The following is a 13,686-nucleotide window of genomic DNA, read 5'->3' as shown; positions in this document are numbered from 1 at the left end:
TTCTATCAACGGGCTGAACATGCCGGTGATGTTCGGTGGCTGATCCGCACATGCTTCAGGACATTCTTTCGGTCTTTTCCGGCACGCTGGTCGGATTCATCCTCGGCCTGATCGGCGGTGGCGGGTCGATCCTCGCCGTGCCGCTTCTGGTCTATGTGGTCCGTATTGGCAGTCCGCACCTCGCCATCGGGACGGGGGCTCTGGCCGTTGCGGCGAGTGCGCTCTTCAATCTCCTCACCCATGCCCGGGCGGGGAATTTGAAATGGCAATGCGCGCTGGTGTTTGCGGCGGCCGGTGTTTTCGGAGCCGCAGCAGGCGCCTTTCTTGGCCAGCAGGTGGACGGTGAATTGCTGCTGGGGCTGTTTGGTCTGCTGATGATTGTCGTTGGCGTATTGATGTTGCGGCCGCGCTCGGGCGGAAATGGTGATGTGCGCCTGACCTGGAAGGTTGCGCCGCGCCTCGCCGGGTCCGGATTTGTGGTCGGCGGGCTGTCGGGCTTTTTCGGCATTGGCGGCGGTTTTCTGGTCGTGCCCGGACTGATCGTGGCGACGTCCATGCCGCTCCTGAACGCCATCGGATCTTCGCTGGTCTCGGTGACCGCGTTCGGTTCTGCCACTGCGGCCAGCTATGCGGTCTCGGGTCTGATCGTCTGGCGTATTGCCATACTGTTCATTCTCGGCGGCGTGCTGGGCGGCATCGCCGGCAGCTGGGCGTCGAAAGCCCTCTCCGTACGCAAGCGGGCCCTGAATTACGTCTTTTCCGGCATCGTCATATCGGTCGGTGTGATGGTCGCCGTGGACGGGTTGCGGACCCTCTATCACGCCATGCCACCGGGCTAGCGCGGCGGTTTCACCACGCCGTACTCGATCAGGGATTCCGCGGCGGCTTCGATGGCCTCCTTCGCGGGACGGAAGGCAATGCCGGTCTTCTCGGTTACATAGGCGGTTTTGGCGATGCGCTTGCGGCCAAGGTCGGCGGTGATGGATTTCAGATTCTTGTCGAAGATTGCCATCAAACGCACGACCCAGGCCGGCAATTCCTTCGTCGGAATTTTCTTGGCGAAAGCCGGGAAAGCATCGGCGAGGATGAGCGCCATCTCCTGCATGGAGACGGTGTCCGCCGCAGCCAGCAGGCGCTGCCCGCCCGTATTCGGTGAGTCCATGGCGGCGACGTGAAGGGCAGCCAGATCGCGCACGTCCACCGTTGGAAAGCGCAGCGGCGGCGAGGCCGGATAGGCCCCTTTCAGGAGCATTTCGACGACGGACAGCGAGGTGCCGATCCGTTCGTCGAGCGACGGCCCCAATACCAGACCCGGATTGATCACAGTGGCGCGGTCGCGTTCCCCGCGCTCGTCCAGCAAGGCCCACAAGGCCTGCTCGGCCCGGGTCTTTGAAATGATATAGGGCGAGAGCGCTTTCCATTCGGGATCGGACCAGGCTTCCGGCCCGGCTTCAAACTCGCCCTTGAATTTCGGATGATACATTACCGCAGCCAGCGAGGAGGTCACGACAATGCGCTTGGCGCCTGCGTCCAGACCCGCTTTCACAACACGCAACATGCCGTCGCGGGCCTCGGGCACGAGAGCTTCGCGATCCTCGGGTTGGGCCAGCGGAAAGGGCGAGGCGAGGTGCTGGATGTAATCACACCCGGCGACCGCGTCTGCCCAGCCGTCATCGCCGGTCAGATCAGCTTCGACAAAGCGGATTTTGTTATGATCGGCGCCATGCCGTACCAGGGTATCTTTCACCGGTCCGGCCTTGGATGCATCGCGAACCGTGCCGACCACATCATGGCCGGCCCGTAAAAGCTGGAGCGCGACGTGTTTGGCGATAAAGCCGCTGATGCCTGTGACAAGAACCTGCGCCATTGTAACCCCCCGGTTTAATTCTACTGGCCGAATAGGCCTCTCAAGATGTCGCGCGTACGTCCCGCCGGATTACTGCGAATGCCGCGCTCTTCTTCGCCGACATAATGGAATACGCCATCAAGGGCTTTTTCAACCGCAAAGTCGGTGACCTCACCTCGAAAATCCTGTGCGGTTGACCGGGCATTGCGGTTGCGGCCGAAGAGCTGGCCGATACCGGACTGACGATCCACCAGTCCGGCGGCGCTGTCGAGCGCGCCGTAAGCGCCTGATGCGGCGAGGGTGGATTCCATGGGCGGGTGCAAGAGGCCATTAAGCGGCGCTTCGGTGCGGGACCGCAGATATTGCGTGGCGGCGGTATCGCCGCCTTGCAGAATACCCAGACCATCTGAAATCGACATCGACCGGATCGCATTGATGACGAGATCGCGCGCCTGCGGCATCACTGCTTCCGCCGCGCGGTTCATCCGCAATTCGAGATCATCCAGCGGGCCGGACAGGCCCAGAGGCTGAAGCTGGCGCTGGGTGGTGTTCAGCAGGCCCGGCAAGGGGATACGGACCAGACGGTCGCCAAAAAATCCGTCGCGCTGGCCCAGACGCTGTGTGGCCTGTCGTGTGGCCGTCACCAGCATGGAGCGGATGCCCGGGGCGGCACCTTGCGCGTGCCCGGCGGCGGGCGCAATCAGGGCGGCCGCCGCGGCGGTCAGGAAGTGGCGGCGATGGATCATGTTCGGCTCCTTGTGGCCGTTATTCGAAGCGCAGGGCCTCGATCGGATCCAGTCTTGATGCCCTATGTGCGGGATAAAAGCCAAAGAAAACGCCCACAAACGCCGACGCCCCGATGGCGATCAAGGCCACACTTGGCTGGATTTCGATGGGGAATTGGTCCAGCGATTCAATATAGGCGGCACCGCCAATCCCGATCAGCAGACCCAGAAGTCCGCCGGTGAAACACAGAACGACGCTTTCAATCAGGAACTGGTTGCGGATGTCCGCGCGCTTGGCGCCGACGGCCAGACGCAGGCCGATTTCCCGCGTGCGTTCGGTGGTGGAGACCAGCATGATATTCATGATGCCGATCCCGCCGACCAGAAGGGATATGCCCGCGGCAGCGGCGAGGAGCAGGCCGAGCTGGCTTTCGGTCTCGTTTCGGGCGCGGATGAATTCGCCCAGATTGTTGACGGAAAAATCGTCTTCCGCGCCCGGCTGGATATTGCGCCGCAGACGCATCAGATCCTCGATATCGGCGGTCACCATGTCGGCGTTCGCGGACGCGTCGATTTCGGCATAGATGGTGAAGACCGGATCACGGACGCCCAGATCATAACCGAGGATGCGGTCACGCACGGTGTTGATCGGCGCCAGAGCCACATCGTCCTGGTCCTGCCCCCAGCTGGATTGACCCTTTTCGGACATGACGCCGATAATCTCCATCGGCGTGGACCCGACCCGGATGATCTGTCCGATCGGGTCAGAGGCTCCGTAGAGTTCACGTGCGAGCGTTCGACCGATCAGGATGACCCGCGCGCCGGAACTGACTTCCTCGGGATAGAAGCTGCGGCCGGATGACGGGAACCAGTCCCGTGTCTCGAAATATTCGGCATGGACGCCCTGGATCCGGGTCGACCAGTTCACGCCATCGGCGACAAATGTGGATGTGCCGGACATCTCGCCCGCCACGGCGGCAATACCGTCGATCTCATTGCGGATCGCTTCCACGTCCTCATCATTCATGAAGGTGGCTGTGCCGGCCCCGCCGCGGCGTCCGCCAAAGGCGCTGGAGCCCGGGCGGATGATGAGGAGGTTGGCGCCGAAAGAGGCAATCTGTTCCTCGATGGCGTTACTGGCGCCTTCGGTGACCGAGACCATGACGATGACGGCGGAAACGCCGATCACCACGCCCAGCATGGCGAGGGCGGATCGCAGGGCGTTGACGCGCAAGGCGGTCAGGGCAACGCGAATGGCGGCAAAGATATTCATGTCCGGTCCTCGATGATTTTCCCGTCACGGAAAACAATCTGCCGCCGCGCATGGTCGGCGACATCCTGTTCGTGGGTGACAAGGATAATGGTCATACCGTCGCGGTTCAGCGCGTCGAAGATTTGCAGGATTTCCTCGGACGTCTGGGTGTCGAGTGCGCCGGTGGGCTCATCCGCCAGGAGAATGGTCGGATCATTGACGAGGGCGCGGGCAATCGCCACGCGCTGTTGCTGACCGCCGGAGAGCTGCGAGGGGTGGTGATCCATGCGCTCGCCGAGGCCGACCTGTTTCAGGCGTGCTTCGGCGCGCTGTTTGCGCTCGGCAGCGGAAATACCCGAATAGACAAGCGGCAGGGCGGCATTATCGACCGCCGCGGTTCGCGGCAAAAGGTTGAATTGCTGGAAGACAAAGCCGACACGGCGTCCCCGAAAGGCCGCCAGTTCGTCCGGCTTCATGCCCTCGAGTTTTTCGCCATCGATCTCCAGCTTGCCGGAGGTCGGCCGGTCGAGCGCACCGATCATGTTCATGAAGGTCGACTTGCCGGACCCGGAAGAGCCCATGATGGCAACATATTCGCCGCGCTGGATATCCACGCTGACGCCGCGAAGCGCATGCACTTCATTGTCGCCCATCTTGTAGACGCGGGTCAGATCCCGGCAGTGGATCAGGGATGAACTCATCCTTCGGACATCCGGGCGCGGGTGACGACGGCTTCACCGGCTTCCAGCTCACCACCCACCACTTCGGTCCGGCGGCCATCGCCAACGCCGATGCGCAGGCGGCGCTCCTCCAGGAAGCCGTCCGCGGTCTCGACCCAGACGCTTGCGGCGCGGGTTTCGGCGTTTTCCGCCTGCATCCGGGTGAAGCGGGCCATCTGCTCCTCGGTCAGGATCGGGCGCAGCGCATTCGCAAACAGCTGGTTCATGGCATTGCGATCCGGCGGCTGGCCGGACGACTGGATCTGGGACTGCATCTGCATGAAGGCGGCACGGACGGCCTGCTGGGCGTCTTCGCGCTGGCTCTCCGTCATCTCCAGTTGTTCGGCGATGCGATCCATCATGCCGCCACCGCCGCGCTCTCCGCCGCCGCGCTGACCCTGCTGGGGTTCTTCGGCGGGGCGGGCAAGGGCTTCCAGCGCGCCAGACGGGCGGAAGCGCAAGGCGGAATTGGGAACGGAGAGCACGCCTTCGCGTTCGCCAGTTACGATGTTGAGATTGGCGGTCATGCCCGGCAGTAATCTCTGACCCGGATTCTGGGCGGTGATCACGACGGTATAGGTGACGACGTTGGATTCATTTGTGGCGGCCAGACGGACCTGATCGACACTGCCTTCATAATCCTGTCCGGGAAAGGCATCGACGGTGAACGTTGCGGTCTGGCCCTGAAGGATCTGGCCGATATCGCTTTCATCGACCTGGGCGTCGATCTGGATGACGGACAGGTCCTGGGCGATGGTGAAGAGCACTGGTGCCGACATGCTGGCGGCGACCGTCTGGCCGACATCGACGGCGCGGTTGATCACGACGCCGTCAATCGGTGCGCGAATGACGGTGCGTTCCAGATCGATCTGGGCGCCATTCAGCGTCGCTTCGCGCTGTTGCAGGGTTGCGCGGGCATTGCGGATCTGGGCAAGGGCCACGGCGCGTTCCGAGCGGGAGGATTCCAGCGCGGCCTCTGCGGCTTCGAAAGCGGCGGTGCTGGCAATGCCGCGTTCCAGAAGCGATTCAACGCGTCCGAATTCTTCCTCGGCGACGCGGAGATTGGCATCGACGCGCTGAAGGCCGGCCTGTTGCAGGGCGATCTGGGCATTCGCCGTTGCGACGGCGGCTTCGGCCTCGCGGACGCGGGTTTCATAGGATTGCGGATCAATGCGGGCAATGACCTGGCCCTGTTCGACCGGTGAGTTGAAGTCAACCGTCAGCTCGGCAATCTGCCCGGACAGCTGGGAGCCGACCTCGACCGTCACGCGGGCGCGTACCGCGCCGGTGGCGGCGACAGAACGGCGAATGTCTGCGAGTTCGGCAGCTTCGGACTCGATCGTCAGCTCGCCATCCGGTGCGCTGCGTCCGAAGACATACCACGCACCTGCCAAGGCGATCAGCACGGCTGCCCCCGCCGCGATCCAGAGTCTGTTCATTGTGTGCCCCGATTTGTTCGCCGGAAACGCATTCCGACCGTGTATTGCGTCCTACATGACGCAGTTAACGCCAGCTTCAAGTGAATTCGTGTTCAGAAAGCGGCCATCGGCAGGCCTGGCGGCATATTAGCCCCAGCGTCCTCCAGTCTCGATCCCGACAAAAGAGACGAGGTGAGCGAGAACCATCAAATTCCATGCAAACAGCAGTATTGTCAAAAGAGTCCACGGGATCAGGCGCGGGCCTTTTGCCGGATTGGGTTCGCCGCCGGTTCTGAAGAAGCAGAACGCGAGGGCGGCAATCGATACGGCCTGGAGGATGAGGGTGAGGGTAAGCGACATTCCGGCTCCGGCGCCTTGGTGAATCCATGTTCGGTCTTGGCCCAGAAATAGGGGCGGATGCGCAATTCCACCAGAGCGGTGATGGCTGCAAATGTTTGAAGTGGCCAATAAAGCGGCATGCGCGCAATGTCGAGCCAGCGTGTGCGCAAGCCCGCACGGCGAATGGCCACGACGCCGCAGAGCATGGACGCGGCATAGCCGATGAGCAGAAATCCGGCGGCTGGCAGATTGGCGGGTACGATGTCCAGCATCCACAGGCTGGCAAACAGCAGGATGGCCGGGCCATGAAGCAGGGCGGACAATACGGCGGCACCGATGGTGAGGGCGAGGCTGAGTGCTGCGCCCGGCGACAGGCTGGCGGGCTGGCGGAGCTGTACGGCGAGGGTCTGGAGATAGCCTTTCAGCCAGCGGGATCGCTGCCGGATCCAGGGCCGAATGGATTCGGGGGCTTCTTCCATCGTCTGCGGGGCGATCACATCGCTGCGATATCCCAGCCGGGCCAGACGGAAACCCAGATCGGCATCTTCGGTGACATTATAGGCGTCCCATCCTCCGGCATCGCCCAGCGCCGCGCGCCGGAAATGATTGCTGGTTCCGCCCAGTGGTAGCGGTAATCCCAGCCGTGCCAATAGCGGCAGAATGGCGTGAAACTGAACCGCATATTCCAGCGCGAACTGCCGGGTCAGCCAGTTGCGATGATGATTATACCAGTTCAGCGGCGCCTGAACGCAGCCCAGACGCGCGTCGCCTGCCGCAAAAGCCTCGGCCGCGGCGCGCAGCTGGCCCGGATGGGGCACATCCTCGGCATCATAGACGGTGACGATGTCGCCGCGGGCAAAGGTCAGGGCAAAGTTCAGGGCGCGCGGCTTGGTCCGGGGGCTGCCGTCCGGGACGATGACGATCTCGAACCGGCTATCAAACACCAATTGCCGGGCGGCCCGGATCGTGTCGCGATCATCGGCCTCCATGATGATCTTGATGTCGAGCCGGCCGGGCGGATAATCGAGCGCTGCAAGTGACCGGGTGAGCTGCGAGAGGACGGCCGATTCCCGGTAGACCGGAGCCAAGATGGTGACGACCGGCAGGTCGCCCTCTGCCAGCGCGGCGGCAGGTGCGCGGTGAACCGGTAAGGCAGCAGCTGCGAGACGAAAGACGATCAGGCTCAGGAAAAACAGGGCTGTGATGGATTGCAGCATGATCCAGCCGAGGCCGGGATTGATGGAGAACAGGGCAAGGCCCATCATGGCGAGAAGGACGGCTGTGTGCTTTTGCGCCGGGGTGATACCGGCCCGCGCGGACAGCGCGGGTGTGCGATGAAACAGGCCGTTTGCAGCCGCATCCGCCCATTCACCGGCCAGCCTGTGCGGTGCGAGCCGTTCGACCGCGCGCATACTCCGTCCCGCAGGCGTGCCTGCCGGATATCCCATCCCGTCCATCGTTCACCCCGATGTTTATCGAAGCAACTTTAAAGGGAGTTGTGGAAAAAAGCGAATCGCCGAGAGATTTCAGGCTTTGGGATTGATCAGAAGGTCCAGCGAGACGTCATTCAGAATGTCATCGGTTGTAAAAACCGCCGCCGCCGAGGTTGGAAATCCGTCCGGCATTTCACCGTCCTGACCGGCCCGTTCGGCGAGCGACAGGGCCAGCGCGCCAATGCCCGGATTATGCCCGACAATCATCACGCTGCCGGCGCGCTCGAAGGCTTCGATGGCTGCCCGGAACAGCATTTCAGGAGAGGCATGATAGAGCGTCATCGGGTCGTCGAATTTCGGATTGCCCAGTGTTTCGCGCATGGTGACAAAGGTCTGCATGGCGCGCTGGGCCGGAGAAACGAGGGCGAGCCCGGTCTCGACGCCGGCCGCTTTCAGCGCCGATGCGGTCCTTGCGGCGTCTTCACGCCCGCCCGGTGTCAGGCCGCGATCAAAATCATCGTCCGCGTCCATCCGGTCGACGGCTTTGGCATGGCGGACAAGGATCAGTCGGGGCATGGGCGCGTCTCGGTCTGCTGATGGCCGCAGTTTGCCGCGCAACGTATGAAAACGCTACTGCTGCGGACATTTTTCCACACTCTGCAATTTTATAGTCAAGTACGCTTGACGTAAAGTAAGCTTGTCATTATATGTCAAGCGAGCTTAACAATGGAGCGTGACAAATGAGCGGTTTGATCCGGCGCCTGATCATCGGAGGCAGTGTGGTGATGTTTGTATTTGCGTGGCTGGGTGTCGCGGTGGTCCACGTCTCGATGGACTCGACGACCGCCTTCGTGGTCGCGGTGACGATTGCGGCGCTGGCGACGGAGGCCCTGTTCTGGATACTCGCCATCATTGGCGGATGGGCGGTGTTCGCGAATCGGCAAAAACTGTGGAACCGGTTCTTCGGTCAAATGTCGCGTTAGGAGCCCGTCATGGATCTGATGCCTGAAGCCAGTTCGGCCCCGCCGGCCGCCCGGCGGCGCTATAAATGGCGGTCGCTGACGGGTGGTCTGCTTTTTCTGCCGCTTTATCTGGGATCGCAGATCGCAGAATCCGGAGGGGCCAGTCATCTTCTGGTCCTGATCGCGGGCTATGGCGGTGTTCTCGCCCTTGTGTGGCTGCTCTATGAATTCGTTCACCTGATACGCCAGCTCGATGAGTTGCAGCAGCGAATCCATGTCACCGCGCTGGCAATGGGTTTCGGGTCTGTGGCAACGCTCCTCACCATTTCCGGCATGTCGCTGGAGCTGTGGAATACGGAAAACCTGCCGGGGCAATTGATTGCGGTTGTCGGGACCATGGCCATGCCGCTTGGAATCGCCGCCTACTATATCTCGTTGCATATCGTGAAGCGGCGTTACGAATGAAGAACCGGGTGCGGGAATTGCGCGGAGAGAAAGAGTTGAGCCAACAGGCACTTGGCGACAGGCTGGGCGTGTCGCGCCAGACCATCATCTCCATAGAGAATGGCAAGTATGATCCCTCCCTGCCGCTGGCCTTCCGGATTGCCCGCCTGTTCGGAGAACCGATCGAGCAGATTTTTGACGACCAGATCTGAGCCGGTGTCCGGCGATGGCGCCTCCGGGACGCGGGCGATCTCATCGGCCGGATACTGTCGCCGCTGATTGACGGGCTAACGGAAATATCGCCTTCCATCCTTGTCTCACCGCGCTAGCATCCCGCCCAAACGGGAGCGCCTCATGTTCGAGACCTATTACACCGCCCTTCATTTTCTCATCGCGCCGGCCTGGTTGTTGCTGGCCATCGCCCCCGGGTGGGTTTGGACGCGGCGGATCGTACATGCGGCCTTCTATCCGCTCATTCTGGCGGCGATCTATCTGGCTTTCCTGTCGGCCGGGATCTTCTTTGGCCAGTCCGATCCGGAGGCGGGGATGTCCTCGCTGGCGGGCGTGCTGGCGCTGTTCTCGCACCCGGTCGGCGTGCTCACCGGCTGGACGCATTATCTCGTCTTTGATCTGTTTGTCGGCGCCTGGATTGCCCGCGATGCGCTGCGCGTCGGTCTCAACAAATGGATCGTTCTGCCCCCGCTCTTTTTCACGCTCATGTTCGGGCCCATCGGTCTGGCAATCTATCTCCTGATCCGCAAATTCTCCGGCAAGGGCGGCTGGTCTCTGGTGGAGGGGGGGTGATCCCCCTCACTCTCGAATACTCGCCCTTGCAAGGCTCGCATTCTCTGCCTCTCCCTCGAGGGAGAGGGATGACGATTGAGCGGGGGCGGTTTTCCTCCTCTCGCAAGCAGGGGGAGAACGTACCCAATTCTGCCCCCGCCATTGACGAAAACGCGCCTGCGGCCTAACTCGCGGGGCCTGTTGACCCTTTGCGAAGAAAGCCGATCCCATGTCCCTGTCCCAAGCCGCCGCCAACGCCAAAGCCTGGCCGTTCGAGCTCGCGCGGGAGATTCTCAAACGGGTCGAGAAAACCGGCAAGGACGAGGTGATTTTCGAGACCGGCTATGGCCCGTCCGGACTTCCGCACATGGGCACGTTTGGAGAGGTCGCCCGCACCTCCATGGTGCGCCATGCATTTCGCGTTCTGACCGACGATAAAATCAAGACCCGGCTGATCTGCTTTTCCGACGACATGGACGGGATGCGCAAGGTGCCCGGCAATGTGCCGCAACGTGAATTGCTGGAGCAATATCTGCAAAAGCCGCTGACCGATGTGCCCGATCCGTTCGGAACGCATGAAGGCTTTGCCCAGCACAATAATGCGCGCCTGCGCGCCTTTCTCGACGGGTTCGGCTTTGACTATGAATTCCTGTCGGCGACCGAGCAATACCGCTCCGGCGCGTTTGACGCGGTGCTCCTGCGGGCGCTGGAAAAATACGACGACATCATGAAGGTGATGCTGCCCACTCTGGGCGCGGAACGTCAGGCGACCTATTCGCCCTTCCTGCCGATCTCGCCAAAGACCGGCCATGTGCTCTATGTGCCGACCAAGGCGCGCAATGTCGCCGACGGTACGATCACCTTCACCGATGAAGACGGTGAGGATGTCACAATCCCCGTCACCGGCGGCAATGTGAAACTGCAATGGAAGCCGGATTTCGGCATGCGCTGGGCGGCTCTGGGCGTTGATTTTGAAATGTTCGGCAAGGACCATCAGACCAATGCGCCGATCTATGACGGCATCTGCCGGGCGCTTGGCGAACGCGCCGCCCGAGCATTTCACCTATGAGCTGTTTCTTGACGAAAACGGGCAGAAGATCTCCAAGTCGAGTGGCAACGGAATCTCGATCGACGAATGGCTGAGCTATGCCTCAACCGAGAGCCTCAGCTATTTCATGTATCAAAGCCCAAGACCGCGAAGCGGCTCTATTTCGACGTGATCCCCAAGGCGGTGGACGAGTATCACCAGCAATTGCGCGCCTATGCCGGGCAGGACATCACGCAGCGGCTCAACAACCCGGTGCATCACATCCATAACGGTGACGTGCCCGAGAGCCGGATGGTGGTGCCGTTCTCGATGCTGCTCAACCTTGCCTCGGTGTCTGCCGCGCATGACAAGGAGACGCTGTGGGGCTTCATCCGCCGCTATGCGCCCGAGGCGAGTGCGGAGACGCATCCCGATCTCGATGCAGCCGCCGGTTACGCGGTGCGCTATTACGAGGATTTCGTCGCCCCGGCGAAGACCTATCGCGCGCCGACCGATCTGGAGCGTGCGGCGATGCTCGATCTGATCGCACGCTTCAAGGCGCTGGACCCGGATCTGCGCGATGGCGAGACCATACAGAACGAGGTCTATTCCGCAGGCAAGGCGCAGCCGTTTGACAATCTGCGCGACTGGTTCAAGGGACTTTACGAAGTCCTGCTGGGGCAGTCACAGGGGCCACGCTTTGGCGGTTTTGTGGCGATCTATGGCATTCCGGAAACGATTGCGCTCATAGAGCGTGGGCTGGCCGGGGAATTGGTGGCTAAGGGTTAACGGCCGAGCTCGATCACGCGATCGGCGTAGGAACTGCCCGGAAGTTTCGCGAGCAGGCGGCGGTCAGCGGTGATGAATACGGTATCTTGCGCCTCGGCCGCCGCGATGTAAAAGCAATCGTAAGCTGGATGATCCAGCTGGACCGCAATCTCCAGTGCCCGGGCGGCAAGCGTCTGGTCGTCGTTCAACAAAGTGACAGGGCTGAGCGCGTCTACACAAATGGCCCGGCCGCGCTCTGCCGCAAACAGTCCGCGATGAATCATTACCCAAACGGCGTTCGTGACCTCGTGCGCCAGAAGGTCCGGGGCTTCCAGTTTTCCCGGCTGCGTTAACAGAGAAAGCGCAGCTGGAGAATTCGGCAAACGAATCGACCATGCGAGCGCGACATTAGCGTCAATGATCGGCATCAATGCATATCCCGCGATTGTTCGAGGATTTCTGCGAGATCGATCTCTGGTAGATCCGAGCGCGATTCAATGGCCTTGCGCGCCCGCTCTGCGCGAACGGCCGGCGCGGCCATGGCGATTGCCTGTTGCAGCAGGCGGGTGGCGGCTTCGTCGATGGTCTCACCAGATGCGACCGCAATCATGTTCAAGCTTTCGATCTCGGATGGTGCCAATGCGACCTGTATGCCCGGCGTCAGAGCCTGGGCCGCCGGCTCATTTACACTGGGTGGCAGGGGCGGTGTATTTTCTGATTTGCGGAAGGTCACTTTGCGGCCTGGCACATCGACCTCGGCGGTTTTCCAGCCCGCCGTCAACCATGCCGGCGTCATCGTATTGTTGGACGGATTATTGCTCCACCAGGCCGGATAGCTATAGGCGCTCTTTGGAAGCGGCTTCTTCAGGATTTGCTCCAGCTCTTCAAAAGTCACTCGCCAATGCGATCCCGGGCGGCGGCGCAATGCGTTGGTCAGAATCGCGTATTTGGACATCGATTTTCTCCACCTATGAGCGAGGGCCAATAAACACTTAACAACTGTTATTGTCAACTGTCATGTGTTATGTCGATTATATTTGACATCAAGTCCGCGATTTCTTACATCCACTCATGTCAAAAATAACTAACACTAGGTCGATGAGGTTTGACATGAGTTTTCAAGAAAAGAGCAATGCGCTGATGCTGGGCGCTATTGTGCTGGTTTACGGGGGCTATTTCGCGCTGGTGCTGGGTTCGCCTGTGATGACGGATGGTGAGCTCAATACGGAGATTGGGCTGCTGATGAGCAACGGTCTTATCCTCGTCACCGTTGGCGCTCTGGTCACGATTGCCATTTTCGGTCACATCGTGATCGCTTTGTTGAACCACAAGGAAGCGGGCAGCGAGGATGAGCGCGACAAGCTCATCGAGATGCGCGGCGACCAACGGGGCGGATTTGTCATGGGGGTCTTTGCGGTTTGCGCGATGGGGCTGGCGATGATCGCGACGCCGCATTTCTGGATCGTCAACACGATTCTGGGGGGGCTGGTGGCGGCCGAAATCGTCAAGGCCGTTTCCAAGCTGATCGATTATCGGCGGGGAGTGTAGACATGAGTTTTCGGGAAAAGAGTACCTGGGTGCTGCTGGCGGCGACGGTCATCGTCTATGGCTGGTATTTCGCGACGACGCTGGGCGAGGCCCTAGGGGCGGAGACGCCACCGGTGGTCGATAATGTCCGCCTGTTTGGCGCCGTCGTGGTGATGGTGGTCCTCAGCATTGTTGCGCATATCGTGATCGCCATCCTGTCGCCGAAGGATGCCGATGCCGCCGATGAACGCGACCGGCTGATCGAGCTGCGCGGCGATCAGCGCGGTGGATTCCTGATGACGGTGGCGCTGTTCTCCACGATGGGTCTGGCCATGACCGGGGCATCGGTCTTCTGGATCGCCCATGGTGCGCTGGCCGGGCTGGTCGTGTCGGAACTGGTCAAGGCGGTGTCCAAACTGATCGATTACCGGCGGGGAGTGTAG

General features: G+C 61.4%; 16 protein-coding genes and 1 pseudogene. 8 read left to right on the top strand and 9 right to left on the bottom strand.

Annotation, left to right across the window (positions count from 1 at the left end; all coding sequences use genetic code 11):
- Window positions 1-50 precede the first annotated feature (50 nt).
- Window positions 51-839 (top strand): sulfite exporter TauE/SafE family protein, encoded by a 789-nt coding sequence (locus HXX25_RS08760; protein ID WP_187167799.1) that lies wholly within the window; start codon window positions 51-53, stop codon window positions 837-839.
- Here the strand turns inward: HXX25_RS08760 and HXX25_RS08755 are convergent.
- The 7 genes from HXX25_RS08755 to HXX25_RS08725 form a co-directional block, all read right to left on the bottom strand.
- Window positions 836-1,867 carry an NAD-dependent epimerase/dehydratase family protein gene (locus HXX25_RS08755; protein WP_187165552.1) on the bottom strand — a complete coding sequence of 344 codons (1,032 nt, stop codon included), beginning with the start codon at window positions 1,865-1,867 and terminating at the stop codon, window positions 836-838. The genes HXX25_RS08760 and HXX25_RS08755 overlap by 4 nt on opposite strands.
- A 20-nt stretch (window positions 1,868-1,887) precedes the next feature.
- A complete protein-coding gene (locus HXX25_RS08750; RefSeq protein WP_187165551.1) occupies window positions 1,888-2,592 on the bottom strand; it encodes a DUF4197 domain-containing protein in 705 nt (234 codons plus the stop codon).
- A 19-nt stretch (window positions 2,593-2,611) separates the two neighbouring features.
- Window positions 2,612-3,844, bottom strand: coding sequence for an ABC transporter permease (locus HXX25_RS08745; protein WP_187165550.1), 1,233 nt, complete (start codon window positions 3,842-3,844; stop codon window positions 2,612-2,614).
- Window positions 3,841-4,524 carry an ABC transporter ATP-binding protein gene (locus HXX25_RS08740; RefSeq protein ID WP_187165549.1) on the bottom strand — a complete coding sequence of 228 codons (684 nt, stop codon included), beginning with the start codon at window positions 4,522-4,524 and terminating at the stop codon, window positions 3,841-3,843. Before HXX25_RS08740 ends, HXX25_RS08745 begins: the two co-directional genes overlap by 4 nt.
- Window positions 4,521-5,981 carry an efflux RND transporter periplasmic adaptor subunit gene (locus HXX25_RS08735; protein ID WP_187165548.1) on the bottom strand — a complete coding sequence of 487 codons (1,461 nt, stop codon included), beginning with the start codon at window positions 5,979-5,981 and terminating at the stop codon, window positions 4,521-4,523. The genes HXX25_RS08740 and HXX25_RS08735 overlap by 4 nt, the downstream gene beginning before the upstream one ends.
- A gap of 230 nt (window positions 5,982-6,211) precedes the next feature.
- Complete coding sequence (locus HXX25_RS08730) at window positions 6,212-7,711, bottom strand: glycosyltransferase (protein ID WP_187165547.1); 1,500 nt, start codon at window positions 7,709-7,711, stop codon at window positions 6,212-6,214.
- Window positions 7,712-7,825: 114 nt separating this feature from the next.
- Window positions 7,826-8,308, bottom strand: coding sequence for a histidine phosphatase family protein (locus HXX25_RS08725; protein ID WP_187165546.1), 483 nt, complete (start codon window positions 8,306-8,308; stop codon window positions 7,826-7,828).
- Between the two features lie 164 nt (window positions 8,309-8,472).
- Here HXX25_RS08725 and HXX25_RS08720 point away from each other — a divergent pair, with 164 nt between their 5' ends.
- The 5 genes and pseudogenes from HXX25_RS08720 to HXX25_RS14410 all read left to right on the top strand — a co-directional run bounded on the left by HXX25_RS08720 (window position 8,473) and on the right by HXX25_RS14410 (window position 11,737).
- Complete coding sequence (locus HXX25_RS08720; RefSeq protein ID WP_187165545.1) at window positions 8,473-8,715, top strand: hypothetical protein; 243 nt, start codon at window positions 8,473-8,475, stop codon at window positions 8,713-8,715.
- Between the two features lie 9 nt (window positions 8,716-8,724).
- Window positions 8,725-9,159, top strand: coding sequence for a hypothetical protein (locus HXX25_RS08715; RefSeq protein ID WP_187165544.1), 435 nt, complete (start codon window positions 8,725-8,727; stop codon window positions 9,157-9,159).
- Window positions 9,156-9,350, top strand: a complete 195-nt coding sequence (locus tag HXX25_RS08710; RefSeq protein WP_187165543.1) for a helix-turn-helix transcriptional regulator — start codon at window positions 9,156-9,158, stop codon at window positions 9,348-9,350. Before HXX25_RS08715 ends, HXX25_RS08710 begins: the two co-directional genes overlap by 4 nt.
- A 142-nt stretch (window positions 9,351-9,492) precedes the next feature.
- Complete coding sequence (locus tag HXX25_RS08705; RefSeq protein ID WP_187165542.1) at window positions 9,493-9,942, top strand: ABA4-like family protein; 450 nt, start codon at window positions 9,493-9,495, stop codon at window positions 9,940-9,942.
- Window positions 9,943-10,150: 208 nt separating this feature from the next.
- A pseudogene (locus HXX25_RS14410) lies at window positions 10,151-11,737 on the top strand (lysine--tRNA ligase).
- On the opposite strand, the gene HXX25_RS08695 reads toward HXX25_RS14410, so the two are convergent.
- Together HXX25_RS08695 and HXX25_RS08690 are read right to left on the bottom strand one after the other, a co-directional pair.
- Window positions 11,734-12,144 (bottom strand): type II toxin-antitoxin system VapC family toxin, encoded by a 411-nt coding sequence (locus HXX25_RS08695; RefSeq protein ID WP_187165541.1) that lies wholly within the window; start codon window positions 12,142-12,144, stop codon window positions 11,734-11,736. The pseudogene HXX25_RS14410 and the gene HXX25_RS08695 overlap by 4 nt on opposite strands.
- Complete coding sequence (locus tag HXX25_RS08690) at window positions 12,144-12,671, bottom strand: hypothetical protein (RefSeq protein ID WP_187165540.1); 528 nt, start codon at window positions 12,669-12,671, stop codon at window positions 12,144-12,146. The genes HXX25_RS08695 and HXX25_RS08690 overlap by 1 nt, the downstream gene beginning before the upstream one ends.
- A 155-nt stretch (window positions 12,672-12,826) precedes the next feature.
- Here HXX25_RS08690 and HXX25_RS08685 point away from each other — a divergent pair, with 155 nt between their 5' ends.
- On the top strand, window positions 12,827-13,264 hold the full coding sequence (locus HXX25_RS08685) for a hypothetical protein (protein ID WP_187165539.1): 438 nt from the start codon (window positions 12,827-12,829) through the stop codon (window positions 13,262-13,264).
- 2 nt (window positions 13,265-13,266) lie between these two features.
- Complete coding sequence (locus tag HXX25_RS08680; protein WP_187165538.1) at window positions 13,267-13,686, top strand: hypothetical protein; 420 nt, start codon at window positions 13,267-13,269, stop codon at window positions 13,684-13,686.

This window comes from Hyphobacterium sp. CCMP332 (assembly GCF_014323565.1).
Classification (GTDB): Bacteria; Pseudomonadota; Alphaproteobacteria; order Caulobacterales; family Maricaulaceae; genus Hyphobacterium.
This window is presented reverse-complemented; position numbering and strand designations above follow the sequence as displayed.